At 65.5% G+C, this 24,851-nt stretch carries 21 protein-coding genes and 1 pseudogene; 8 read left to right on the forward strand and 14 right to left on the reverse strand.

Annotated elements, in window-relative coordinates:
* Positions 1 to 287: 287 nt before the first annotated feature.
* A complete protein-coding gene (locus tag BB934_RS13510) occupies positions 288 to 683 on the reverse strand; it encodes a YkvA family protein (RefSeq protein ID WP_099510098.1) in 396 nt (131 codons plus the stop codon).
* A gap of 81 nt (positions 684 to 764) precedes the next feature.
* Between BB934_RS13510 and BB934_RS13515 the strand changes: the two genes are divergently transcribed.
* Positions 765 to 1,550 carry an SDR family NAD(P)-dependent oxidoreductase gene (locus tag BB934_RS13515; protein ID WP_099510099.1) on the forward strand — a complete coding sequence of 262 codons (786 nt, stop codon included), beginning with the start codon at positions 765 to 767 and terminating at the stop codon, positions 1,548 to 1,550.
* A gap of 254 nt (positions 1,551 to 1,804) precedes the next feature.
* On the opposite strand, the gene BB934_RS13520 is transcribed toward BB934_RS13515, so the two are convergent.
* Positions 1,805 to 3,160 (reverse strand): IS701 family transposase, encoded by a 1,356-nt coding sequence (locus BB934_RS13520; RefSeq protein WP_099512825.1) that lies wholly within the window; start codon positions 3,158 to 3,160, stop codon positions 1,805 to 1,807.
* A 45-nt stretch (positions 3,161 to 3,205) separates the two neighbouring features.
* Here BB934_RS13520 and BB934_RS13525 point away from each other — a divergent pair, with 45 nt between their 5' ends.
* Positions 3,206 to 3,865, forward strand: coding sequence for a DUF7986 domain-containing protein (locus BB934_RS13525; protein ID WP_099510067.1), 660 nt, complete (start codon positions 3,206 to 3,208; stop codon positions 3,863 to 3,865).
* A gap of 44 nt (positions 3,866 to 3,909) precedes the next feature.
* Here BB934_RS13525 and BB934_RS13530 read toward each other — a convergent pair whose 3' ends face one another.
* From BB934_RS13530 to BB934_RS13560, 7 genes are all read right to left on the reverse strand, one after another.
* Complete coding sequence (locus BB934_RS13530; protein WP_099510100.1) at positions 3,910 to 4,338, reverse strand: GFA family protein; 429 nt, start codon at positions 4,336 to 4,338, stop codon at positions 3,910 to 3,912.
* Positions 4,339 to 4,341: 3 nt separating this feature from the next.
* Complete coding sequence (locus BB934_RS13535; RefSeq protein ID WP_099510101.1) at positions 4,342 to 4,644, reverse strand: 4a-hydroxytetrahydrobiopterin dehydratase; 303 nt, start codon at positions 4,642 to 4,644, stop codon at positions 4,342 to 4,344.
* Positions 4,645 to 4,826: 182 nt separating this feature from the next.
* Positions 4,827 to 5,843 carry a YeiH family protein gene (locus tag BB934_RS13540; protein ID WP_099510102.1) on the reverse strand — a complete coding sequence of 339 codons (1,017 nt, stop codon included), beginning with the start codon at positions 5,841 to 5,843 and terminating at the stop codon, positions 4,827 to 4,829.
* Between the two features lie 190 nt (positions 5,844 to 6,033).
* Positions 6,034 to 6,624: a histidine phosphatase family protein gene (locus BB934_RS13545; protein WP_099510103.1), complete on the reverse strand. Its 591-nt coding sequence runs from the start codon at positions 6,622 to 6,624 to the stop codon at positions 6,034 to 6,036.
* A gap of 36 nt (positions 6,625 to 6,660) precedes the next feature.
* Positions 6,661 to 7,197 (reverse strand): RNA 2',3'-cyclic phosphodiesterase, encoded by a 537-nt coding sequence (gene thpR / locus BB934_RS13550; RefSeq protein WP_099510104.1) that lies wholly within the window; start codon positions 7,195 to 7,197, stop codon positions 6,661 to 6,663.
* A 325-nt stretch (positions 7,198 to 7,522) separates the two neighbouring features.
* Positions 7,523 to 8,566, reverse strand: a complete 1,044-nt coding sequence (locus BB934_RS13555; protein ID WP_099510105.1) for an aldo/keto reductase — start codon at positions 8,564 to 8,566, stop codon at positions 7,523 to 7,525.
* A gap of 66 nt (positions 8,567 to 8,632) precedes the next feature.
* Positions 8,633 to 9,307 carry an arylesterase gene (locus BB934_RS13560; RefSeq protein ID WP_099510106.1) on the reverse strand — a complete coding sequence of 225 codons (675 nt, stop codon included), beginning with the start codon at positions 9,305 to 9,307 and terminating at the stop codon, positions 8,633 to 8,635.
* 72 nt (positions 9,308 to 9,379) lie between these two features.
* Between BB934_RS13560 and BB934_RS13565 the strand changes: the two genes are divergently transcribed.
* The 3 genes from BB934_RS13565 (at position 9,380) to BB934_RS13575 (ending at position 13,684) form a co-directional block, all read left to right on the forward strand.
* A complete protein-coding gene (locus BB934_RS13565; protein ID WP_099510107.1) occupies positions 9,380 to 10,072 on the forward strand; it encodes an ABC transporter ATP-binding protein in 693 nt (230 codons plus the stop codon).
* Between the two features lie 12 nt (positions 10,073 to 10,084).
* Positions 10,085 to 12,673, forward strand: a complete 2,589-nt coding sequence (locus BB934_RS13570) for an ABC transporter permease (protein WP_099510108.1) — start codon at positions 10,085 to 10,087, stop codon at positions 12,671 to 12,673.
* Positions 12,674 to 12,901: 228 nt separating this feature from the next.
* A complete protein-coding gene (locus BB934_RS13575) occupies positions 12,902 to 13,684 on the forward strand; it encodes a Bax inhibitor-1/YccA family protein (protein WP_099510109.1) in 783 nt (260 codons plus the stop codon).
* An 80-nt stretch (positions 13,685 to 13,764) separates the two neighbouring features.
* Here BB934_RS13575 and BB934_RS13580 read toward each other — a convergent pair whose 3' ends face one another.
* Both BB934_RS13580 and BB934_RS13585 read right to left on the reverse strand, forming a co-directional pair.
* Entirely contained in the window at positions 13,765 to 14,091 is a 327-nt protein-coding gene (locus BB934_RS13580) for a GYD domain-containing protein (RefSeq protein ID WP_162299163.1), read from the reverse strand.
* A gap of 100 nt (positions 14,092 to 14,191) precedes the next feature.
* Complete coding sequence (locus tag BB934_RS13585) at positions 14,192 to 15,724, reverse strand: MFS transporter (protein ID WP_099510110.1); 1,533 nt, start codon at positions 15,722 to 15,724, stop codon at positions 14,192 to 14,194.
* An 87-nt stretch (positions 15,725 to 15,811) separates the two neighbouring features.
* Here BB934_RS13585 and BB934_RS13590 point away from each other — a divergent pair, with 87 nt between their 5' ends.
* Positions 15,812 to 16,354 carry a GNAT family N-acetyltransferase gene (locus tag BB934_RS13590; protein ID WP_099510111.1) on the forward strand — a complete coding sequence of 181 codons (543 nt, stop codon included), beginning with the start codon at positions 15,812 to 15,814 and terminating at the stop codon, positions 16,352 to 16,354.
* A gap of 13 nt (positions 16,355 to 16,367) precedes the next feature.
* Here the strand turns inward: BB934_RS13590 and BB934_RS13595 are convergent, their stop codons facing one another.
* From BB934_RS13595 to BB934_RS13605, 3 genes and pseudogenes are all read right to left on the reverse strand, one after another.
* Positions 16,368 to 16,748: a DUF2794 domain-containing protein gene (locus BB934_RS13595; RefSeq protein ID WP_099512835.1), complete on the reverse strand. Its 381-nt coding sequence runs from the start codon at positions 16,746 to 16,748 to the stop codon at positions 16,368 to 16,370.
* 610 nt (positions 16,749 to 17,358) lie between these two features.
* Positions 17,359 to 18,316, reverse strand: a pseudogene (locus BB934_RS13600) (IS630 family transposase).
* Positions 18,317 to 18,395: 79 nt separating this feature from the next.
* On the reverse strand, positions 18,396 to 19,412 hold the full coding sequence (locus tag BB934_RS13605) for a zinc-binding alcohol dehydrogenase family protein (RefSeq protein ID WP_099510112.1): 1,017 nt from the start codon (positions 19,410 to 19,412) through the stop codon (positions 18,396 to 18,398).
* 95 nt (positions 19,413 to 19,507) lie between these two features.
* Between BB934_RS13605 and BB934_RS13610 the strand changes: the two genes are divergently transcribed.
* Together BB934_RS13610 and BB934_RS13615 are read left to right on the forward strand one after the other, a co-directional pair.
* Positions 19,508 to 19,858: a winged helix-turn-helix transcriptional regulator gene (locus BB934_RS13610; protein ID WP_099510113.1), complete on the forward strand. Its 351-nt coding sequence runs from the start codon at positions 19,508 to 19,510 to the stop codon at positions 19,856 to 19,858.
* A 115-nt stretch (positions 19,859 to 19,973) separates the two neighbouring features.
* Complete coding sequence (locus BB934_RS13615; protein ID WP_099510114.1) at positions 19,974 to 24,797, forward strand: NAD-glutamate dehydrogenase; 4,824 nt, start codon at positions 19,974 to 19,976, stop codon at positions 24,795 to 24,797.
* The last annotated feature ends 54 nt before the right edge of the window (positions 24,798 to 24,851 follow it).

A 24,851-nucleotide genomic window follows, 5' to 3' on the forward strand; every position in this document is an offset into this window, starting at 1 on the left:
TGGTTAAGAACTCTTCACCATCTCCGTTAAGGCTGCGCCAAACGATTGGCGATGCGTCGAAACGCGGCGGTGGTCAAAGCATGGCGCTTTCACCTAAACCGCAGCCCAATAAAAAGGGCCGCCGAGGCGACCCAAACGCAGTGTTACTGAAAATGGTTGCTTATTGTTACCAAAGGAAGAGGAGTTAAAATCACTTTTCTTGCAACAGAATCACTTATACCGCTAAGAGATAACATTGCAATAAGTCAATATTCCTTCTTCTGAATTCTATCCTACCTCGTCCAAGCTCAAGCTTTCGCCGCATCCTCCGCGCGGTCTTCCAGGGCCTCGCGGGCCCGCGCACGGTGCTCCTCGGTGATGGAGCCGGCGACCTGCGTGATCGCAGCGGCGAGGACGGCCGCGTCGTCGGCGAAGCCGAACAGGGGCAGGAGATCGGTGATCGCATCCGCCGGGAAGACGAAATAGGCGATCGCGCCAAGGAGAATCAGCTTCACCCGGCTCGGCGTCGACGGATCAGTGGCGCAGAAGAAGGCGGCGACGAGATCCTCCGCGAAGGGGATCTTGCCCGCGACGCGCTTCAGCTTGGCCCAGAAGCGACGCTTGAGACCCTCCTCGTCCCGTGTCGCTTGGCGCATGGCCTCCATCTCGGCCTTGCTGAAAGGCTTCATGAAGGGTTCACTCATCTCAACTCTTCCTTCCGTAATCTCCGGTTCCCGCCTGCGCGAGGATACCCTAAGACATCTCCTGACACAGGGAGAAAAGCGATGAAGCTCGACAAACTGATGGCAGCCATCGTCACCGGAGGCGCCTCCGGCCTCGGCGAGGCCACGGCCCGCATGCTCGCCGCAAGCGGCGCCAAGGTAGCCATTCTCGATATGAACGCGGAGCGCGGCGACGCGGTTGCGCGCGAGATCGGAGCCGTCTTCTGCCTATGCGACGTGACCGACGAGGCCTCCATCGATTCGGCGCTGGCCGCGGCCCGCGCCGTCAACGACGTCGAGCGCATCCTGGTCAATTGCGTCGGCATCGCGCCGGGCAAGCGCACCGTCGCGAAGAAGCGCGAGACGGGCGAGCTTATCCCGCACGACGTGCCAAGCTTCCGCCGTGCGGTCGAGATCAACCTGATCGGCACCTATGCCATGATCTCGAAATGCGCGACGGCCATGGCCGCGCTCGACCCCGTGACGCCGGATGGCGGGCGCGGCGTCATCGTCAACACCTCGTCGGTCGCGGCGCAGGATGGGCAGATCGGCCAGGCGGCCTACGCCGCCTCCAAGGGCGGCGTGCTGGGACTGACGCTGCCCGTCGCCCGCGACCTGTCGGGCTTCGGCATCCGGGTCATGACGATCATGCCGGGCCTCTTCCACACGCCGCTCTTCGAGGGTATCGCCGAGGATTACCGCAAGGCACTCGAAGCCAACGTGCCGTTCCCCTCGCGCTTAGGAAGGCCCGAGGAATATGCGAAGCTGGTAAAGGCGATCATCGAGAACGACATGCTCAACGGCGAAGGCATCCGCCTCGACGGCGCCCTGCGCATGCAGCCGAAGTAAAGCCTCCGGGTCCGATTTAAAACCGATAAAGCACCAAACCCTCATTCTTCGAGACGGTCGCTCCGCGAACTCCTCAAAGTCTGACCCGATATTCGGCAATCCCCTAAGCCCTCATCCTGAGGAGCAGCGAAGCTGCGTCTCGAAGGATCAGGGCGCCTCCAGTGCGCGCTGATCCTCCTTCGAGACGCAGCTTCGCTGCTCCTCAGGATGAGGGAGAGATTTATGAGCCAGACTCTCAGCTCGACTTTGGCCATTTATGCTGGATAGCAGAGTGTCGCCGTCAATCGCTTCAGAACATCGATTTGGCCTTTTGTCATGTTGGCGGGCCGGCGTGACGCATCAGAAACTGCGGCGGCCCAGAGCGAGCGTCGGACGGCCGCCAGAGCATCGCTGAAGGTGATGGTGCGCTTATTGTACCAAGCGGCACACTGCGGGCGAGCCAAGCGCCGAATGGCGGGGTCAGCGGTCCAGAGACTGACCAGCGAGAACAGCCCCAGCAGGGCTGGTGTCGTGCGGGCGATCGCCTTGTCCGACCATTGGCGTTGCGTCTCCATCCCCAGGTGTCTGCGAGCCTCGGCAAAGGTCACCTCGGTGCTCCAGCGCCGCACGAACCAGCGCACGATCTCAAGAGGATCGGCTTGCAGGTCCGTACACAGAAACGCCTGTGGCTTGAGGAGGCCGGCCACGTCCCGCACCAGAACATAGCGGATCGGCACGTGCTTGCCGGGATGGTGCCAGATCGCCGTGCCCGAGATGAACTCAATCAGGCGTTCGCCACCGCCGTACCAGCCGTCGACCCAAACCTGCCGCCACGCCGTCTTGGGATTGGCCAGGCGTTCGGCCAGGCTCGGAAGACGTTGACCAACAACGCGAGGGCGTCCTCGGGTTCCGGGCCGACGGCGCGGAGCCGGCGTGAACAGGCGCGCATCCAGGCGCAGGCGCGTGATCATGCACAGGCGATGCCGAACCGCGTTCAGCAGCTCAATCGCCGCGTAGCTCTGATCAGCCACTGCCACGAGGCGCCGGTCCGGCAGCCAGCGGGCGACCTGGAGAAGGGCTTGTCGGGCCCAGTCCGTGAGCGCCTTGTGACGCTGGCGATGCTCACGCGAGAAGCGCTCGGAGGGCGCCAGCACCGTCAGGAAGGGCAAGGCCCACACGCGACCGGCCCACGGGATGGGAGCGAGCATCATGATGGACAGCCAGCGCAATCCCGAGGCTTTGACGAAGTGGCCATGGGAGGAGCGGACCGGATCCCGGTAGATGCCACGGGCCCTGATCCGGGCACCCCAGCGACGCTCAAGGGTGTCATCCAGGCCAATCACCACTGGCCCGGTCGGCACAAAAGCTGCCACCAGCAGGCCGAGCAGACGGCGCGCCACCTCGCGGCTGGACCACTGGTTGCGGTTGAGCACACGGTGATAGTTCGTGAAGCTGCGGGTGCGGGCGAGGCCAACAACGGTGAGCATGGCCGTGACGGTGCGACGGCCCGGGGTGAGAAGAGCCCCCAGGACGAGCACAAGGGCATGGCGGAAGGTTGGTCCGGTCAGGCCGGACCGGAACGGAGCCAGCCAGGTGGACAGGAGGTCAGGAACATGGGGCTGGACGGGCATGGCCACGATCTCCCACAATCAGGCTCAAGAGCCTGGGAGGTCGCCATGGCCGAAATGGGTCGGACCGAGATCCTGACGCGCTATCGTCATCTCCGCGCGATCAGCACCCACCATCACAACGAGGCTCTTCGCTGCGTACCGGATTCGGCCCTGATGGAGCAGGCGCGCCGGCTGGGGCTCACGGCTGGCAAGATGCTGGTGGCCGAGAGCCTGGACGAGGTGACGTTGGCCTACGACCTGGCTCTCTACACCGCCCCGCCGGGCCGCTCGCGCGGGATGGACCGCTATACCCGCAACGCTGTCGTGGTGCCCGGCTCGGATGAGGACGTGATGCTGCAGGCTCTGCTGCGGGCCCGCTTCTCGGTCTGGCGGGTTGAGCGTCGCCACGAGACGGCCGGCTTGGTGGTGCTGGATCTCATGCGCCAGGAAGAGGTTTGGCTGGTCGATGAGCATCTGGAGCAGACGGCTCATCCTGGCACATCGCTGGCGATGCGGCTGAGTACTCCGGAGGCCTTTGCGATGACGTGTGGGGTTGTCGTGCCGGTGGATGTGGAGATGATGGAGGAGGTGTTCGACACCATGCTGGAGCGCGTGCATGGCGATGCCGACGCAATTGCCAATGATCGCCGGTTTGCTACCGCAATCTATCGGATTGCCGTAATGGACGCGCTCATGAGCCTTGTGAGATTTGCCGATCCGGACTGACCCGCAGGTGGCCTACTGGCCCGCGAAATTGGCCAAAGTCGAGCTCAGGATGAGGCTGAGGGAGAAGCTTCCCGGTTCTCGGAAAAGCTTTCGAGATCCGGCGTGCAGAGCCAGTGCTCGCGACGCTTGGCCCACAATTCGTAGGTCGGCGTGAACAGGTTGGGCTCGTCGAAGGCGCCGAGCCTGATTTCGATCTCGATATCGGAATACCGAGCGAAGACCTGCGAGCCGCATATCGGGCAGAAGCAGTCCTCTGTCTTGGGCGTTGCGGACCAGCTCCGGAAATCTCCCGAAATCGTGACCTGATCGACGGCGAAGATCACGTAGGCGCTGACGGGTGCGCCGCTGATCTTGCGGCAGGTCATGCAATGGCAGAGCCCCACGCGCTTCGGCTCGCCGCGGGTCGCGAAGGTGAGCTGCCCGCAGGCGCAGCCTCCCGTGCGGATGCGTGTCTCGGTCCGTGTCTCAGTCATGGCCTATCGCCTCGCCAGCCCGGCGGCCATCTGGTCCATGCGCTGCGCGAGCTCGATGTCGCGGCGCGTCAGGCCCTTGGCGTCGTGGGTGGAGAGCGTCACATCGACCTTGTTGTAGCTGTTGGACCAGTCCGGATGGTGGTTCATCGCTTCGGCCGCGAGCGCGACGCGCGTCATCCAGCCGAAGGCCGCGTTGAAATCCTCGAAGACGAAACGCTTGTGCAGGGCATCGCGGCCTTCGACGAGCGTCCAGCCATCGAGGGCGGGCAGGAGTTCGGAACGTTCAGTCTCGGTCAATCGGGGCATGGGCGGCTTCATCGTGAGGACGGGTCAGCCTTAGTGATGCAGCGGCAGGGCGATGTTTCAAGGGCTCAGCCCTTGATGTCATTCCCGGCCGGAGCGCAGCGGAGGGGAAGGGAACCCACAGCGCCGACCGTGTGAATGGATCCCCTTCCCGCACTTCGTGCGCCGGGGATGACATGGAGGGCTCACGGCAGCCCGAGCAGCCGGATCAGCGCGAGACTGATGGTGATCAGCACCAGGAGCGAGAGTGTCACGGCGAGCGTCACCCGCCCGCCGACGCGGCCGAGAACCCGCAGATCGACCCCGAGGCCGAGCGCCGCCATGGAGATGATCGTGAGAAGCGTCGCGACCGGGCTCGCGATGCGTAAGAGCGCGTCGGGAATGAAGCCGAGGGAGCGCAGCACGGCGAGGCTTAAGAAGCCGAGGATGAACCAGGGCACCAACCGGCTCCAGGACAGGCGCATTGTCGCTTCCGTCGCCCCGCGGCCCGCGACCAGCGAGAGGCCGATCACCACCGGGCCGAGCATCAGCACACGCACCAGCTTCACCAGGGTGCCGAGCTGGGTGCTGATCGCGCTCACCGGCATGGTCGCCGCGAGAACCTGCGGCACCGCATAGACGGTGAGACCGGCAAGCACGCCGTATTGCGTGAGCGACAGATCGAGGATCGGCACCAGCAGCGGCAGGGCGAGAACGACGACGACGCCGAGGATCGCGGTGAACGCGATGGAGGAGGCGACATCCTGCGGCTTTGCGCCGATCACGGGCGCAACGGCGGCGATGGCGGAGTTGCCGCAGATCGCGTTGCCGCAGGCGACCAGCACCGCCATGCGCCAAGGCAGGTCGAGCCAGCGGCCGAGCGCGTAGCTCGCGCCGATCGCCAGCGTCACCACGACGGCGATGCCGAGCATCAATCCGAAGCCCGCCTCGAGCACCGCCTGGGCGCTGATCGATGCCCCGAGCAGCATCACGGCGATCTCGAGCAGGGTTTTGGCCGAGAAGCCGATGCCGGGAACCCAGCGCGTTCCGGGCGTCCAAAATGTTCTCGTCGCTGTGCCGAGCAGGATCGCGATGACGAGCGCCTCGAGCCAGGGCCGCCCCGTCCAATGCTCCTCGAGCCGCTGCAGGAGAATGGCCGCAAGCGCGATCGCCGCGCACAGGGCGATTCCGGGCGCCAGTTGCGCGATGCGGTTGCGGTTCATGGGGGTTCGTTCTGTTTTGTCTGCCTATCGGAGGGGCTAATCGCAGGACCGAAAGGATGCAAGCGCGAAACGCGTTCGTGTCATCCCCGGCGGCCGAAGGCCGGAAAGGGGATCCACTGGCACGCTCGGCGCTATGGATTCCCTTCCCCTCCGCTGCGCTCCGGCCGGGAATGACAGGGGAGAACGTTACTCAGGACACAAACCCATCCTCGATGGTGCGCCAATCCTGCGTCAGCGCGAACGTGTCGCGGTCGATGCGGATGAAGCAGCCGCCGCCCGGATGGGAAGGACGGCTTTCCCGTCCGATCTCGACCTTCTGCAGGTGCGCGGTGAGCAGGCAGCCGACGCCGCCGTGCGATACCACGACGATGTCGCCGGAGGTCTCGTCTTCGCGCAGGATCCGACTGACCGCATTCACGATGCGCGTCTGCGCGTCGATGGCGCGCTCCCAGCCGCGGATGCTCTCATGCGGATTGCCGAAGAACTCGCGCACCACGTCCCAGAATTCCGGCGGCGCGATGAAGCCCGTCGACGAGCGGTCGTTTTCGCCCAACGCCTCGTCGGTGTCGTAGGACAGGCCGAGCCGCTCCGCCACGATGGCGGCGCCGTCCATGGCCTTGCGCTCGGTGCTCGCATAGACGGCGGAGACATCTCTGTCCGCAAGCCGCTCGGCAAAGCGCTCCATGCGCGCGCGCCCGGTGGCGTTCAGGGGCCATTCGGGAACGGGCCGGTCGGGGTCGATGACCACCTCGGGATGGGTGAGGAAGATGAGCGAAGCCATGGGCGCGGTGTAACTCCCCTGCACGGTCGCGTCGAGTCAGCTCAAGGGATAGGCGGCCTCGACCACATAGGGCCCGCCGCCGACCGAGGCGCGCGAGGAATAGAGCACGAAGCGCTCGGCGGTGAAGGCGAGCTTCGGGAAATGACCGCGTATCGCGATGTAATCCGCCACATCGATGGGCGAGGCGTTCTTCAGCCGCGCGAGGGTCACATGCGGCGTGAACTTGCGCGTTTCCGGCGGCAGGCCGACCTGGCGCAGGAGCCGCTCCTGCTCCGCCTGCAGCGCGTTCAGTTCGCCGTTGCCGGATGTGCGGACGAAGACCGCGCGGGGCTTTCCGCCGCCGAAGCTGTCGAGTCCGTCGATGGTGATGCTGAGCGGATGGCGGGCGCGGGTCTCACCGAGGATCGAGGTGACGTCGTCCGCCATGCGGTCGTCGATGTCGCCGATGAAGCGCAAGGTGAGATGATAATTCTCGGGGTCGACCCAGCGTGCGCCTGGCAACCCGCCGCGAAACTGCGACAGGGCGAGGGTGATTTCGGGCGGGATCTCGATGCCGGTGAACAGGCGTGGCATGCGGCACCTCCCGAGGCTTGCTGACAAAGCGTCAGACGATTGGTGACGGGGTTTGTTCCGGTTTGTCGAGCGTCATCCCGGACGGCGTAAGCCGATCCGGGATCGCTTTAATAAGGTGGCGCTGGAAACTCGACTGTCATCCCCGCGCAGGCGGGGATCCATAACTGCGACGCTTTAAGGACGAGTGAGCAGCGTCTTGCCTCTTTCTGCAACGTCAGTGGTTATGGATCCCGGGCTCCGCTGCGCGGCCCCGGAATGACAGTGGTCTGCTCGTCGAGCGATCCCGGATCTCCGCTGCGCTCCGTCCAGGATGACGCTGTACCCATCACGGGCACGGATTGCAGTGCTCGACATGGATCGCGTTGATGCGCTCCTCAATCTCCGGGGTGATCGTCACGTCGATGGAGGCAATGTCCGTCTTGAGCTGCTCCATCGAGGTCGCGCCGATGATGTTCGATGTGAGGAAGGGGCGCGAGTTGACGAAGGCGAGCGCCATCTGGGCCGGATCGAGATTAAACTCCTTGGCGAGCGCGATGTATTTGCGGATCGCGGCCTCGGCGGTCGGGTTCTGGTAGCGCTGGCCGCGGCCGAACAGGGTGGTCCGCGTGCCGGGCGGACGGGCGCCGTCGAGATATTTGCCGGTCAGGTAGCCCTGGCCGAGCGGCGAATAGGCGAGCAGGCTCACGTTCTCCTGCATCGTCACCTCGGCGAGCGCCACCTCGTAGGTGCGGTTGAGGAGGTTGTAGGCGTTCTGCACCGACTGCACCCGGGCCTGGCCCTTGGCATCCGCATGCTTGAGGAAGCTCATGGTGCCCCAGGCGCTCTCGTTGGACAGCCCGAAATGGCGGATCTTTCCGGCCTTCACCAGGTCCGTCATGATCTCGACCGTCTCAGCGATGGGATGGGATTCGCCCTCCTGGTGGCGGAAGATCGTCGGGTTCGAGCCCCAGGGCATCGGGCGGTCGGGCCAGTGGATCTGGTAGAGATCGATATAGTCGGTCTGGAGCCGCTTCAGGCTCTTGTTCACCGCCTCCTCGACCTGCGCCCGGGACAATTCGCCCTTGGAGCCGTCGTCGCGGAACCACGTGTTGTCGGAGCGGCCGATCACCTTGGTGGCCAGAATCACCTTGTCGCGGCTGCCGCGGGCCTTGAACCAGGAGCCGATGATCCGCTCCGTGGAGCCTTGCGTCTCCGGCCGCGGCGGGATCGAGTAGAGTTCGGCCGTGTCGAAGAAGTTGATGCCCTTGTCGAGGGCATAATCCATCTGCGCATGACCGTCGGCTTCGGTGTTCTGCTGGCCCCAGGTCATGGTGCCGAGGCAGATGAGGCTGACATTGAGATCCGTGCGGCCGAGGCGGCGATGTTCCATGGGTATTTAGCTCCTCGCGACGGAATCATCCGCCGCGTTCAGGCAAGAATGAGGCGCTGAAACCTTTCAGCGCTGGGCAAGGCGGGCGAGAAAGCTCTCGACGCTGGGCAGAATGCGCTCGACGATGATCTCCACGCCCTTGGCCGTCGGGTGCAGCCCGTCGGGCAGGTTGAGGGACCGATCGCCGGCGACTCCGTCCAGGAAGAAGGGATAGAGCACAAGGTCGTGCGTCTTCGCAATGTCCGGATAGATGCTGTCGAATTTCTGCACATAAGCCGGGCCGAGATTGCGCGAGGCAACCATGCCCGCGAGCAGCACCGGGATGTTGCGGCTTTTGAGCCGCTCGACGATGGTCTCCAGGTTCTTGCGGGTGCCGACGGGATCGAGCCCGCGCAGCATATCGTTGGCGCCGAGCTCCAGGATCACCCCGTCGGTGCCGTCGGGCACGGACCAGTCGAGCCGGTCGAGCCCGCCGGAGGAGGTGTCGCCGGAGACGCCCGCATTGGCGACCTCCACCTTGTAGCCCTTGGCCTTCAGGGCGCGCTCCAGCACGGTCGGGAAGGCGGCCTCCTGCGGCAGGTTGTAGCCGGCGCTCAGGCTGTCGCCGAGCGCCACGAGGCGGATCGGCTGGCCTTGCGCCTGGGCTGCCGGAAGGGTGGCGATCACGGCGGCAAAGGCGGTGGCAAGCAGGGCCGCACACGCAAAAATGATCGTCATGAATGAGCCGGATTGGCGCTTCATCGATAGGCTTCCTATCTCTCCGGGACTAGAACCGGACAAGTTTCAGTTTTCCAAAAGATCGGGTGAAGAGGCATGCAGGACAAGGCCATCGCGCTGCACGACGTCGATTTGAGTCTCGGGCGCGGCGCTGCGCGGGTGCATATCCTCAAAGGAATCTCCCTCGATATCGCCAGGGGCGAGGCGGTGGGCCTCGTCGGGCCTTCGGGCTCGGGAAAGTCGACCCTGCTCATGACCATGGCCGGGCTCGAACGGCCCGATTCGGGCCGGATCGTCGTCGACGGCACCGACCTTTCCGGCCTCGACGAGGATGCTCTCGCGCGCTTTCGCGGCCGCCGGATCGGCATCGTGTTCCAGTCCTTCCACCTCGTCCCGACCATGACGGCCCTGGAGAACGTGGCGCTGCCCCTCGAGCTCGCCGGCAAGGACGAGGCCTTCGAGCGGGCCGAGGCCGAGCTGCAGGCGGTGGGCTTAGGCCATCGCCTGCATCATTATCCGGCGCAGCTCTCGGGTGGCGAGCAGCAGCGCGTGGCGATCGCCCGCGCGATCGTGCCGGATCCGGCGATCCTGGTGGCGGACGAGCCCACCGGCAATCTCGACGAGACTACCGGCCAGTCCATCATCGACCTGCTGTTCGCCCTCAAGCGCGACCGGGGCGCGACCCTGGTGCTCGTGACCCACGATCTTAACCTCGCCCGCCTCTGCGACCGCATGGTGCGCCTGCGCTCGGGCCAGGTTGAGACCGGCGCGGCCTCCGCCGTCGCTTAAGGATCACCTTTCATGCACGGCACCCTTCCCGCCACGCCGCAGAGACGGCCTGCCTCCGGCTCCCGCCTGCCGCTCCTGCTGCGCCTCGCCTTCCGCGAGCTGCGCGGAGGCCTGCAAGGCTTCGGCATCTTCCTCGCCTGCATCGCGCTCGGCGTCGCCGCGATCGCCAGCGTCTCCTCCCTCTCCCGCTCGCTTACCGAGGGCATCACCCGCGAGGGCCGGCGGATCCTCGGCGGCGACATGGCCTTTTCCCTGCTCCAGCGCGAGGCGGCAGGGCCCGAACGCGCCTTCCTGGAAACCAAGGGACGGGTCAACGTCGTCGCCACCATGCGCGCCATGGCGGTGGCCGGCGAGAAAGGCTCGGGCCTCGTGGAGATGAAGGCGGTCGATGGGGGCTATCCCACCGTCGGCGCCCTCGAGACCGATCCTCAGCTCGCCCCCGCCGATCTCTTCGCCGAGCGCAACGGCGCCTTCGGCGCGGCGGTGGACCCGGCGCTTCTCGCGCGGCTCGACCTGAAGGTCGGCGACCGGGTGACGGTCGGCGCGGCCAACGTGGAGTTGCGGGCGCGCCTCGATTCCGAGCCCGACAAGATCGCCGACGGCATCGGCTTCGGGCCGCGGCTTCTCCTGTCGCAGGAGGCGCTGAAGGCGACCGGGCTCGTCCAGCCGGGAAGCCTCGTGCGCTGGACCTATCGGCTCACCCTGCCGCCCTCGCTCTCGACCGAGGAGGGGCTGACCCAGATCGAGGCGGAGGCGAACCACCTCCTGCCCGAGGCCGGCTGGAACGTCCGCACGCGGCTCAATGCCGATCCGCGCTTTGCCCGCAACATCGAGCGCTTCACCCAGTTCCTGACCCTCGTCGGCCTCACCGCCCTGCTTGTGGGCGGCGTCGGCGTCGCCAATGCGGTGCGCGGCTTCGTCGACCGCAAGCGCGCCTCCATCGCCACCCTGAAGAGCCTCGGCGCGCCGGGCGGGCAGGTGGTGCTGCTCTACCTCACGCAGGTGATGCTGATCGCCGTCGTCGGCATCGGAATCGGTCTCGCCTTCGGTGCCGCCTTGCCCTTCGTGATCACAGCCCTCTTCGGCCATCTCCTGCCGATCCCGATCCAGCCGACGCTGGCCTGGACCGAGCTCGGGATCGCGCTTCTCTACGGCGCGCTCACGGCCCTGGTCTTTGCCATCGCGCCTTTGGGCCGCGCCCATGACGTGCCGGTCTCAGGCCTGTTCCGCGACCAGATCGATCCGGAGCGGCGCTGGCCGCGCAAGCGTTACATCGCTGCGCTCGCGGTCTCGGTCGCGGCGCTGGTGGGATTGTCCCTGCTCGCGGCCTATGACCAGCGCATCGCGCTCATGTTCGTGGGTGCCGCGGCCGGATCCTTCGTGCTCCTCCGCCTCGTCGCGCTCGGCATCATGGCGCTCGCCCGCCGCCTTCCCCGTTCGAAGAGAACGGCGCCGCGGCTGGCGCTTGCCAACATCCACCGCCCGGGCGCGCTCACGCCCTCGCTGGTGCTCTCGCTCGGCCTCGGCATCACGCTCCTCGTGACGCTTGCGGTCATCGACAGCAACCTGACGCGCCAGCTCACGCAGAGCCTGCCGGAGAAGGCGCCGAGCTTCTTCTTCCTCGACATCCCGAACCAGCAGGCCGATGCCTTCGAAGGCTTTTTGAAGAACCAGGCCGCCGACGCCCATATCGAGCGCGTGCCGATGATGCGCGGGCGCCTCGTGACGCTCGGCGGACGTCCTGTCGCCGAAGTCAAGGCGCCCGAGGACGTCTCCTGGGTGCTGGAGGGCGACCGGGGCATCACCTATGCCAGCCGGCCGCCGGAGGGCTCGAACATCGTTGCGGGCGAATGGTGGTCGGAAGGCTATCGCGGCAAACCTCTGGTCTCGTTCGACCGCAAGATCGCTGAGGGCCTGGGCCTCAAGATCGGCGACGAGATCACGGTCAACGTGCTCGGGCGCAACATCTCCGCCACCATCGCCAACTTGCGCGAGGTGGAATGGCGCTCCATGGGCATCAACTTCGTCATGGTGTTCTCGCCCAACGCCTTCGCCGGCGCGCCGCACACGCATCTGGCCACCGTCACCTTCCCGAACGGCTCGGATCCGGCGCTCGATGCCCGAATCTTGAGAAGCTCGGCCGTGGCCTATCCCATGGTCACGAGCGTGCGGGTGAAGGACGCTCTGGAGGCGGTCAACGACGTGGTCTCGCAACTCGTCATGGCGATCCGCGGGGCGAGCTCCATCGCCCTGATCGCGAGCCTCCTGGTGCTCGCCGGCGCGCTAGCGGCTGGGCATCGGGCGCGACTCTACGATGCGGTGGTGCTGAAGACGCTTGGCGCCACCCGGACGCGGCTTCTATCGGCCTATGCCCTCGAATACGGGCTTCTGGGGCTCGCCACCGCCGCGTTCGGCCTGCTCGCAGGCACGCTCGCCGCCTATTTCATCCTGACGCGGGTCATGAATCTCGCCTTCACCCTGGATCTCTCCGGCGCTCTGCTCGCCTGCCTGCTGGCGGTTCTCGTCAGCGTCGGATTGGGGCTGATGGGGACCTGGCGCATCCTCAGTCAAAAGCCGGCTCAATACTTGAGAAATCTTTGAAGCCCGGCCGTTCGACCGAAGGCTGAAAGAGCATCTGGACCTCGCTGGAGAGCAGCCTCAGAACTGCTCTCCGAATATCCTTTCACGAAACTTTGAAGCCAGGCGATCCCTCTTGCGGAACAAGCGCCAACCTCTCATATTTTACGTGTCGCCGTAATCCTGCGGCGGCGGAGGGCTGGCCACAGCCTTTTGAGAGAACATATCGGGACACCGTGAGAAAGGACTCCGATGCAACCGTATGAGCAAAACCAAACCGCCTATGGCACCGGCTTTGCCCGGACGGCAGCTCAGGTCGACCAGGGCCTGCGCGCCTTTATGCTCGGCGTCTACAACAACATGGTCCTGGGTCTGGCCATCTCGGCCCTGGTCGCGCTCGGCATCAACATGCTGGCCACGACGAGCGACCCGTCCCAGGCCGTCGCCCGCATAGGCGGCGTGAACCTGACCCAGTTCGGCGCGACGCTGTACGGCTCGCCGCTGATGTGGGTCGTGGCGCTGGCGCCGCTGGCCTTCATCTTCTTCTTCTCGTTCCGGATGGACCGGATGTCGGCGGCTGCGGCCCGCGGCACCTTCTTCGCCTTCGCGGCGGTGATGGGTGCTTCGCTCTCGACGCTGCTCATCCGCTACACCGGCGCGAGCGTCGTGCAGGTGTTCTTCATCACGGCGGCGGCCTTCGGCTCGCTGTCGCTCTGGGGCTACACCACGAACCGCAGCCTATCCGGCATGGGCTCGTTCCTGATCATGGGTCTCGTCGGCCTGATCCTGGCCTCGATCGTCAACATCTTCGTGGCGTCGAGCATGCTGCAGTTCGGCATTTCCGTGATCGGCGTGCTGATCTTCGCAGGCCTGACGGCTTACGACACGCAGAAGCTGAAGGAGATGTACCTCTACGGCAATTTCGACTCCGAGACTGCCGCGAAGGCCTCCGTGTTCGGCGCCCTGACGCTGTATCTGGACTTCATCAACATGTTCCAGTTCCTCCTCGCGCTCGTTGGCAACCGCAACGAGTAAGGACGAACGGAGCGAGTGATCGCGAAGCCCCGGCCGAGAGGCCGGGGCTTTTCTTATTCGCGGCGGGCGCCCGACAGCCCTCATGTTCCCGGCGGGCGATACTTGACCGACTTCGCCTTCGCGAGGGCCTGCATCAGCTCTTCGACGCTGATGAGGACGGTCGTCTCGCTCGAGCGCAGTGCGCCGCCCGCGCCGATGGCTAGCACGACGGACGCCATCGACACGTTGTCCGGCGCTTCCCATAAGTTCCAGCCATCGTGTTCGCCGAAGGCGTACCAGAACCCGTGCAGCTTTCCGCCGACCGATTCGATGTACGAACTGGCTGCCTTTCGCCGATCCTCAGGGTTCTCGATCAGGCGCGCCCAGGTCTCGGGCGTGTAGCTGAAGCGCGTAAGATACATGGCCATGGCTCACCTCGTCCCGTCAGAGTTTGGCCCCAGCCGAGGCAGTTAACGCCCAAATCAGCGAAGCGGCGAGTCCTTTGCGTGAGTGAGCGCGTGAAAGAACTTAAGCCTGTCCCGAGGGCGCCGACCGGTGGCCGAAATAAGCGCTCGCGATGGCGGCCGCGGCGCAGATCAGCGCCACCAGCGCGAACCCGCCGATTATGGACGCGGCATAGATCTCCCGCACGGCCTCGGTTTGAGCTTCGGACGGCAGAGGCGTGCCGAAGGTCGCCTGCGTGAAAAGATCGGCCATAGCCGGGCTGACCCATGCGGCGGCGTGCTGGAATCCGAATGTGGCGACGACGCCGAGCCCGGCGACGGCGATCAGGCCCGCGACGCGCGAGATCGCATTGTTGATGCCCGAGGCGACCCCGATGCGGTCGTCGGAAACCGCGTTCATGACGGTGGTCGACAGCGGCGCGACGGTGATTCCCATGCCCAGTCCCATCGCGGCCATGACGGGCGCGACCGCGAACCAGTAGCTGCCGTGAAACACGGCAAGCGCCAGAAGCGCGAAGCTCACCCCCGTGATGGCGGGCCCGACCGTCAGCAGCATTTTTACGCCGAACCGATCGGCCATCGTGCCTCCGAGCCGGGACAGGAGGGCCATGACGAGCGTGAACGGCAGGAAGACGGAGCCGGCCTTGGCGGCCGAATAGCCGTGAGCCTCGATCAGCGCCGTCGGCAGAAAGAACAGGGCCCCGCTGAGCGCGAAATAGAGCAGCAGCGTCAACAGATTGACATTGGTGAAGGCGGAGGAGCGAAACAGGTCGAGCGGCATCATCGGAGCCGCCGCCCGCTTCTCATGGTGGATGAAGAGGCCGAGCACCGCCGCGCCGGCGAGCGTCAGCCCGACGGCCAGGCCGCGATGGCTGTCCTTTTCGCCGAAAGCCGTCAATCCATAGGCGAGGAGCCCGAGGCCGATCACGGCAAGGGCGCCGCCCAGCCAGTCCATGGCGGCGCCATGTGCCACTTGGCTTTCCGGGATATGTTTCCAGCACAGCCACAGGGCTAGGGCGGCGATGGGCAGGTTGATCCAGAAGATCGCCTGCCAAGGGCCGATATCGATCAGCCAGCCGCCGAGGATCGGCCCGAGCGCCGCGGCGATGGCGGAGGCGGCCGCCCAGGTGCCGATGGCCTTGCCCCGCGCCTCTTTCGGGAAATGGGCGCTGATCAGCGCGAGCGAACCCGGCACCAGGAGCGCGCCGCCGATCCCCTGGAAAGTCCGGGCCGCGATCAGCATCCCGGCCGATCCGGACAGGCCGCACCACAGCGAGGTCAGGCCGAAGCCGGCGATGCCGATCATGAAGATCCGCCTGAGGCCATAGGCATCGCCCGCCGCGCCGCCCAGCAGCAGGAAGGCGGAGAGCGTCAGCGCATAGGCGTTGCTGATCCACTGCATCTCCGACAGGGAAGCCTGCAGGCTCTCCCGCATCTGCGGGATCGCGACGGTGACGATGGCGCCATCGGCAAAGACCATGCTGGAGGCGAGGATCGCCGTCCACACCACATAGGCCTGCGTCCGGGATTCTCCGGACGGCGCCATCTCGCTCGGGCTGAGCTGGTTCACGCGCAGGCCTTTCTCTTGATGCTCCATGCTAGGACCAAACGGGGACCGAAAGACAGTCTTCCCACATGCGGAATGCTATTCCCTATCCGGTCGAAAGTGTTTTAGAGAATCCGCATGACGATCCTCATCCGCCCTTCCGCCGAATCCGATCTCGACGCCATCACCGCCATCTATGCCCATGCCGTGACGTATGGCACGGCATCCTTCGAGCTTGATCCGCCCTCAAGGACGGAGATGGCCGGCCGCCGGGCCGCGATCCTCGATGGCGGCTATCCGTATATCGTGGCGGAGAAGGACGGCACGATCCTCGGCTATGCCTATGCGGGCGCCTATCGCACGCGTCCGGCCTACCGTTCGACGGTGGAGGACTCGATTTATGTCGCGCCTTCCGCGCAGGGAAAGGGCGTCGGGCGGGCGCTTCTTGGCGCTCTGCTCGATGAATGCGAGGCGCTCGATTTCCGGCTCATCGTGGCGGTCATCGGCGACGAGGATTCGCATGGCTCCATCGCCCTGCACAGGAGCCTCGGCTTCGAGCTTGTCGGAGTTTTCAAGGGCATCGGCTACAAGCACGGGCGCTGGCTCTCGACCGTGCTGATGGAGCGCAGGCTGGGGCACGGCATCGAGGCGCCGCCGACACGGCCCATCGCCGCCGGTTAATTCTTCCCGTCGCTTAAGCGGATACGACCTTCGGCTTGTCGAGCACGCGCAGCACGCGCGCGAGTTCATGTCCGCGCTTGAGGATCAGACCCGTCGAGACGATGACCGAATAGGCACCCAGTTTCTTGGCGAGCTTCGGATCCTTCTCGATGCGGTAGAGGGGCACTTCCGAGGCGCGCCGGAAGATGGAGAACACGGCCTTCTCGGGCATGAAGTCGATCGCGTAATCGCGCCATTCGCCGGCCGCCACCATGCGGCCGTAGAGATTCAAGATGGCCTGCAATTCGGCCCGGTCGAATGAAACCTGTTTCGGCGCGGCGGGGAAAGGAACGATGTGGGCCGAACCCTGCATCGCGCCGCCGCGCAGCGGCTCTGCGACGTCACCTTCGCTCATGAAGCCTCCCATGAAACGTTGTCCCCTGATGATGGGCTTCGTCGGCTAAGGGATCAACCCATCACGACACATTGAATCACGGGTTCTTTTGCAAATCTTATTCCTGCCGCATTCGTGCCCCGAAGGAGCCGTACTGAATTCCGTAAATGCTCAAGTTGCCTCGACGGCCCGGCTCATCGAACGGCTTGGACACGTCAGCCCCCCAGCCCTCTGAGTCGCTTGAGGAGCCGGGCCACCCTCGAGACACAAGGCTGCCTTCACGGCAGCCTTTTCTTTTGTCGAGAGCGCTTTGCGCATCGACATCGCAAAGCGCTCCGAAATCGTTTTGTCGTTAACGTTTCGTAAAGACAAAGCCCGCATCCGCAGATCACCAGCGCATCGTGCGGACCCAGAGGGCCGCGTCAGCGACCCGAGGGCCACGTCAGTGAAAAGTGGACCCGGTTTTCACTGGCGTGGCCCGCTGGGTCCGCGCCCAACGATGCGCTCTTCAAAGATGCGCTAGAGCATCGGACGATTTGTCGGACCCGCTTGGTTCCCACCTCTGCTCAGTGGAAAGAGGCGGAGCGTCGTGGATCCGCTTTTTCGTCCGATGCTCTAGAGCATCGGACGGTTAAACGGACGCATATCCGGCAGCCTTAAGGTAGTTCCAGCACTCTTGTGGTTCGAACAGGTTGCAGATCTCACCGAGCGCTCGCCAGAGCGCGTCGAACGTTCGGGCCTCGGCCTTGCGCAAGTGCGCTTTGATCTTGGCAAAGGCCTGTTCAATTGGATTAAGATCAGGCGAATAAGCAGGTAAAAACAGGAACCAGGCTCCGCGTTGCTTCAGACACTGAGCGGCCTTCTCGCTCTTGTGGACAGCCAGGTTGTCGAGGATCACCACATCGCCTTTGCGCAGCGTCGGCGCGAGCTGCGTCTCAATGTAAGCCTCGAACGCCAACCGGGTGATCGGGCCATCGATGATCCACGGCGCGCACAACTCGTTGCACCGTAGCCCAGCCAGAAAGGTATGGGTTTTCCAGTGTCCAAAGGGAGCTTTCATGCGTAGGCGCTGGCCCCTGCGGCTCCGCCCGCGCAGGCGCGTCATCTTGGTGTTGACATACGTCTCGTCCAGGAACACCAGCCGGTGCGTCTCCTGGCGCATGCGCGGCTGGCGCTGGGCATGCCAGACCCGGCGCTCATCCCGCACATCGGCGCGTGCGCACTCCGCCGCCATCAGGCATTTTTTTATATGAGAAGCCGTGCCGGCACAGGAAGCGCGAGAGCATCGCGGGAGCCGCAACGATCCCATGCTCAGTCAGCAGCCTTGCGGCCAGCTCGGGCATGGTGATGGCCGGCTCGGCCTCGACCGTCTGGATCAAGAAGCTCTCATAGGGCACCAGCTTGCCGCGTCCGGGCGGACGGCCTTGCCGGGCCGGTGCCGGCGAGCCGAACCGCCGCTTCCGCTGCACCAGCTTGATGGCGAAACTCTCGCTGACGTCAAAGTGCTGGGCTGCCGCCCGGCAGGAATGACCTGCATCGACAAAGTCGGCGACGCGCACCCGCAGATCCAGGGAATAGCAATGACCCATAATCCACCTCCCAGTCCAGGCAGTGAATCACAGCTCGGCCTCGCACAGAAGCCAGGAGTCTCATTTCCGGTCCGAGGCTCTAAAACCCCGACAGCACGATCTTGCCGCGCGTGCGGCCGCTCTCGATGAGGCCGTGCGCGCGCCTGAGATTGACGGCATCGATGGTGCCGATCACATCGGCGAGCGTCGTCCTGATCGTGCCCGCATCGACGAGGCGCGACGCCTCGCTCAGGATCTCGTGCTGACGCTCCATGTCGGCGGTCTGGAAGGTCGAGCGGGTGAACATGGATTCCCAGTGGATCGACACGCTCTTGCCCTTCAGCAGGCTGATGTCGAGTGGCGTCTTCGGATCGTCGATCAGGGCGAAGCGGCCCTGCGGCGCGATGGTTTTGGCGATCTCCGCGAAATGCGTCTCGGTCTGGGTGATCGAGAAGATGAAGGCCGGCGCGCCGAGCCCCAAAGCCTCGACCTGAGCGGCGAGGGGCTTGCTGTGATCGACCACATGATGCGCGCCAAGCTCCTTGACCCAAGCCTGCGTCTCCGGCCGCGAGGCGGTGGCGATCACGGTGAGATCCGTGAGCTTTCGCGCGAGCTGGGTCGCGATGGAGCCGACGCCGCCAGCCCCGCCGACGATCAGGATCGCCGGAGCCGCGCCCTTGACCGGACGCTTGATCTCGAGCCGGTCGAACAGGGTTTCCCAGGCGGTCAGGGTCGTGAGCGGCATGGCGGCCGCCTCCTCGAAGCTGAGGGATTTCGGCTTGGCGCCGACCAGCCGCTCGTCGACCGCGTGAAACTCGGCATTGGTGCCGGGCCGCGTGATGGCCCCGGCATAGAACACCTCGTCGCCCTCCTTGAACAGGGACACGTCCTTGCCCGTTCCTCTGACGATCCCGGAGGCATCGAAGCCCAGGACCTTCCAGCCGCCGGGCTCCGCTTGAGCCCGCATGCGCACCTTGGTGTCGACCGGGTTCAGGGACACAGCCTTGATCTCCACAAGCAGGTCGCGCGGCCCGGGCTCGGGGCGGGGCAGGTCGACATCGACGAGGGAGGAATCTTGGTCGATGGGCAGGGATTGCTGGTATCCGACGGCGCGCATGGCTTGTCTCCTGGTGATGGGGACATAGTTGGGCATAGGGTAGGATGCTGCAAGAACGCACAAAAACAGCCCATAGTGTCAAAAAGGATACCGTGATGCCGCGTGGGTCCCGGAGGGTGCCGAGGGTTCAGGGTTGCTCCGTCGAACGGACGATGAGCCTGATCGACGGCAAGTGGAAAATCATCGTACTCTACAAGCTCCTGCGCGGAACCTTGCGTTTCAACGAGCTGCGCCGGCTCATCCCGTCGATCACCCAGCGCATGCTCACCCATCAATTGCGGGAGCTCGAGGCCGACAGGCTCATCGTCCGCACGGTCTATGCCCAGGTCCCGCCCCGGGTCGAATATACGCTCACGGCCCGCGGCCGGAGCCTTGAGCCGGTGCTCATGGCGATGAAGGAATGGGGCGACGCGAATCTGTCGTCGGCGGAGGCTCAGGCAGCGTAAATCGTCTGTGCGCTGCAATAACTTAACGCTACCCCGCACGGAACGGCAGGCTTCGGTTGCGCAACCTTACGCTCTGTGGCAACGCTCCCGCAACTAAACACAAGAGGATGCGCGCATGAAGCTGGATACACCGACCAGCGGAAGCGAGTTGACGGCCGAGGCCGTTGCCGTGCTGGAAAAAGGCCATAAGGCCATTCCGCCAACCTTCCTGCGCGATCTGTTCGGGCGCGTGCCGCCCGAGGACCTCGCCCCCTATTCGCCGCAGACGCTGGCGGATCTCGCAGCGGAAGCCTTCGAGCACCTCAAGGCGCCCCGCACCCCGGACGGCGCCGACATCCGCCTCTTCGATTTCGAGATCGAGCGCGAGGGCCGGCGCCAGGACGTGACGGTGCTCGAGATCGTCAACGACAACATGCCCTTCCTGCTCGATTCGACGCTCGCCGAGATCGTCGACGAGGGCTATGAGCCGCTGCTCGTGGCGCATCCGATCCTGGCGGTGGAACGGGATGCGAGCGGTGCGCTCGTGCGCCTCGTCGGCGAGGCCACGGCAGCCTTGCGGCTCGGGGTGAAGCGCGAAAGCTTCATCCACATTCACCTGCCCCGCATCGACGATCCGGAAACCCGCACCCGCCTGATCGACACCATGCGCCTCGTCCACAACGACGTGGCGGTCGCCGTGCACGACTGGCCGGGCATGCGCGCCCGCGTCGCGGAGATCGTGCACAATTACCGCCTCAACCCTCCGCCCCTGCCGGAGGACGAGGTCAAGGAGGCGACCGCCTTCCTCGACTGGATCTCGCGCGACAACTTCACGTTCTTGGGGTTACGTGAATACCGTCTGCCTTCGGGCGACACCGCCGCTGATCCGGTGGAGGGCTCGGGCCTCGGGCTTCTGCGCGATCCGTCCGTGCGCGTGTTGCGGCGCGGGCGCGAGCTCGTGGCGATGACGCCGGAAATCCGCGCCTTCCTGGAGCGGCCGCAGGCCCTCATCATCACCAAGGCGAACGTGAAATCCCGCGTCCACCGCCGGGCGCATCTCGACTATATCGGCGTCAAGCTGTTCGACGAGAACGGGCGCCTGCGCGGCGAGTTGCGCATCGTCGGCCTGTTCACGGCGAGCGCCTATACCAACACCACCGCCGAGGTGCCTTACCTGCGCCTCAAGGTGGCGAAGCTGATCGCCCGCGCCGGTTTCGACCCGTCGAGCTATGCGAGCCGTGCGCTCCTCAACGTGCTGGAGAACTATCCGCGCGACGAGCTGTTCCAGATCGACGAGGATACGCTCTACCACTTCGCCATCGACATCATGAACCTGTCGGAGCGTCCGCGGGTACGCGCGCTCGCCCGCGTCGACGAGTTCGACCGCTTCGTGTCGGTTCTCGTCTTCGTGCCGAAGGACCGCTACGACACGCAGGCCCGCCTGCGCATCGGCCAGTTCCTCGCCTCGATCTACGAGGGGCGCATGTCCGCCTCCTATCCGGCCTATCCGGAAGGGCCGCTCTCGCGCACGCATTACATCATCGGCCGCGACGAGGGTCAGACGCCGCAGGTGGCGCGAGAGACCCTGGAGAAGGGCATTTCCGCCATCGTCCGCACTTGGAGCGACGCCCTGCGCGATGCGCTCGACGAGACCGTCGGCGGCGCGCGGGCGCGTTCGCTCGCCACCCGGTATGCCGAAGCCTTCAGCGCCGCCTATCGCGAGGCTTTCGGAGCCGAGCAGGCCATCGCCGACATCGCGCTTCTGGAGCAGCTCTCGGAGGCGCGGCCGCGCGCCGTCGATCTCTACCGCCGCGAGGGCGACGAAGAAACACGCGTGAACCTGAAGGTGTTCTCGCTCAACGTGGCGCTGCCGCTCTCGGAGCGGGTGCCGCTTCTGGAGAACCTCGGTTTCCGCGTCGTCAACGAGCGAACCTACCGGGTCGCCTTCAGCAACACCGACCGGGTGTGGCTGCACGACATGACCCTGGAGCGCGCGGCGGGCGGCGTCATCAAGATCGACGAGATCCAGGCGCTGATCGAGGCGGCCCTGCTCGCGCTCTTCCGCGGCCTCGCGGAGTCGGACGGCTACAACCGTCTCGTGCTCGAAGCCGGCCTCGGCTGGCGCGACGTCGCCATGGTGCGCGCGCTCGGCCGCTACCTGCGCCAGATCCAGGTCACCTACGCGCAGGATTACATCGCCGAAACGCTGGCCCGGCACGGCGGCATTGCTGCCGAGCTGGTCAAGCTCTTCTACGCCCGCTTCGACCCGCGCAAGGAGGCCGGGCGCGCCGCCGCCGAGGCCTCGATCCGCGAGCGGATCGAGGAACAGCTTAAGAATGTCACGAGCCTCGACGACGACCGGATCCTGCGCCGCTTCATCAACCTGATCGAAGCCGCGATCCGCACCAACTTCTTCCAGCTCGAGGACAACGGCCTGCCGCGCCAGACCATCGCGTTCAAGTTCGAATGCGCGAAGGTGGAAGGGCTTGCCCTGCCGCGGCCGCTCTACGAGATCTTCGTCTATTCGCCCCGCGTCGAAGGCGTGCATCTGCGCTTCGGCAAGGTGGCGCGCGGCGGCCTCCGCTGGTCCGACCGTCCGCAGGATTTCCGCACCGAGGTGCTCGGCCTCGTCAAGGCGCAGCAGGTCAAGAATGCGGTCATCGTGCCGGTGGGCGCCAAGGGCGGCTTCGTGCCCAAGCACCTGCCGCCGGCGAGCGACCGGCAGGCTTGGCTGACGGAGGGAACCGAGAGCTACAAGATCTTCGTGCGCACGCTGCTCCAGCTCACCGACAACATCGTCGGCGACGATGTGGTGCCGCCGGCCGATACGGTGCGCCATGACGGCGACGATCCTTATCTCGTGGTCGCCGCCGACAAGGGAACGGCCACCTTCTCCGACATCGCCAATGCGCTCTCCATCGAGAAGGGCCATTGGCTCGGCGACGCCTTCGCCTCGGGCGGCAGCCAGGGCTACGACCACAAGAAGATGGGCATCACGGCGCGGGGCGCCTGGGAGGCGGTGAAGCGCCATTTCCGCGAGATCGACATCGACATCCAGACGACGCCGGTGACGGTGGCCGGCGTCGGCGACATGTCGGGCGACGTGTTCGGCAACGGCATGCTGCTGTCGCGGGCGCTCAAGCTCGTGGCGGCCTTCGACCACCGCGACATCTTCATCGATCCGAATCCCGATCCGGAAGCCTCGTTCTTGGAGCGCGAGCGGCTGTTCGCCCTGCCGCGATCGAGCTGGCAGGATTACGACAAGAGCCTGATCTCGGCCGGCGGCGGCGTGTTCCCGCGCAACGCGAAGTCGATCCCGCTCTCGGACGAGATCCGCGCGCTTCTCGACATCGACAAGCCGCACGCGACGCCCGCCGAGGTGATGAACGCGATCCTCAAAGCCCGCGTCGACCTGCTCTGGTTCGGCGGCATCGGCACCTATATCCGCGCCGCGTCCGAGACCGACGAGCAGGTGGGCGACCGCGCCAACGATGCGATCCGCATCAGTGGGCCGGACGTGCGCGCCAAGGTGATCGGCGAGGGCGCCAATCTCGGCGTGACCCAGCGCGGACGCATCGAGGCCGCGCAGAAGGGCGTGCGCCTCAACACGGATGCCATCGACAATTCGGCCGGCGTCAACACCTCCGACGTGGAGGTGAACATCAAGATCGGGCTGACCACCCCTGAGCGCGACGGACGCCTCACGCAAGACCAGCGTAACGCGCTTCTCGCGGACATGACGGAGGACGTCGCAGCGCTCGTGCTGCGCAACAACTACCTGCAGACGCTCGCGCTCTCGCTGTCAGAGCAGCGTGGCCTCGCGGATCTCGGCTTCGCGCGCCGGCTGATGCATATGCTCGAAGCGCAAGGCCGCCTCAACCGCGCGGTGGAATATCTGCCCGACGACAGCATCCTCGCCGAGCGTGCCCGCCGCGGCGAGGCGCTGACGCGGCCCGAGCTCGCGGTGCTGCTGGCTTACGCCAAGCTCTCCCTGCACGACGCCCTGCTCGAGAGCCCGGTGCCGGACGATCCCTATCTCGGCAAGGAGCTGGAGCGCTATTTCCCCGCCGAGATGCGCGAGCGCTTCCCCGATGCGATCGCCAGCCATCGCCTGCGCCGCGAGATCATCGCGACGCAGCTCGCCAACGCGATCATCAACCGCGGCGGCTCGACCATGGTGGCCCGCCTCGTCGACCAGACCGGCGCGGATGCGCCCACCATCGCGGCGGCCTATGCAGCGACCCGCGATTCCTTCGGGCTTACCGAGATGAATGCGGCCATCGATGCGCTCGACGACAAGGTGCCAGGGCAGGTGCAGCTGCGTCTCTACGGCGAATTGCAGGATGTGCTCATGAACCGGATCGTCTGGTTCATCCGCAACGTGGATTTCGTCAATCACTCCCTCGACGAGATCATCGGCACCTACCAGTCCGGGGTTGCCGAGGTGGAGCGTCATCTCAAGGAGACGCTGTCGCCCGAATCGCTCGCCGCATGGGATGCACGCACGAAGGCGCTCGTGGACGAAGGCACGCCGGAGGAGCTTGCCCGGCGCATCGCGGCGCTGCCCGATCTGGTGGCGGCTCCCGACATCGTGCAGACGGCACAGAAGACCGGCAAGCCCGTTGCCGACATCGCCCGCACCCATTTCGCGCTCGAGGCCTCCTTCCGGCTCGGCGCGCTCATCGGCGCGGCGCAGGACATCCCCGTCAGCGATTATTTCGACCGGCTGGCGCTCGACCGCGCCATCGACAGCATCGCCTATGCCCATCGCGGCCTGACGGCTGAGGTGTCCTCGCTCGACCTCTCGGGCGCGGAGGCGGTGCGCGCCTGGAGCGAGAAGCGCGGCGCCGACGTCAACCGTATCCGAAGCGCGGTCGACGGCATCGTCTCCTCGGGCCTGACCCTGTCGAAGATCACCGTCGCGGCGAGCCTGCTCGGCGATCTCGCGCGGATGAGTTGAATTCTTCTGTTCGAGACAGAGTGCAGCAAGCCCTCCTCCCCCTTGTGGGGAGGA

It is taken from the genome of Microvirga ossetica (assembly GCF_002741015.1).
GTDB lineage: Bacteria > Pseudomonadota > Alphaproteobacteria > Rhizobiales > Beijerinckiaceae > Microvirga > Microvirga ossetica.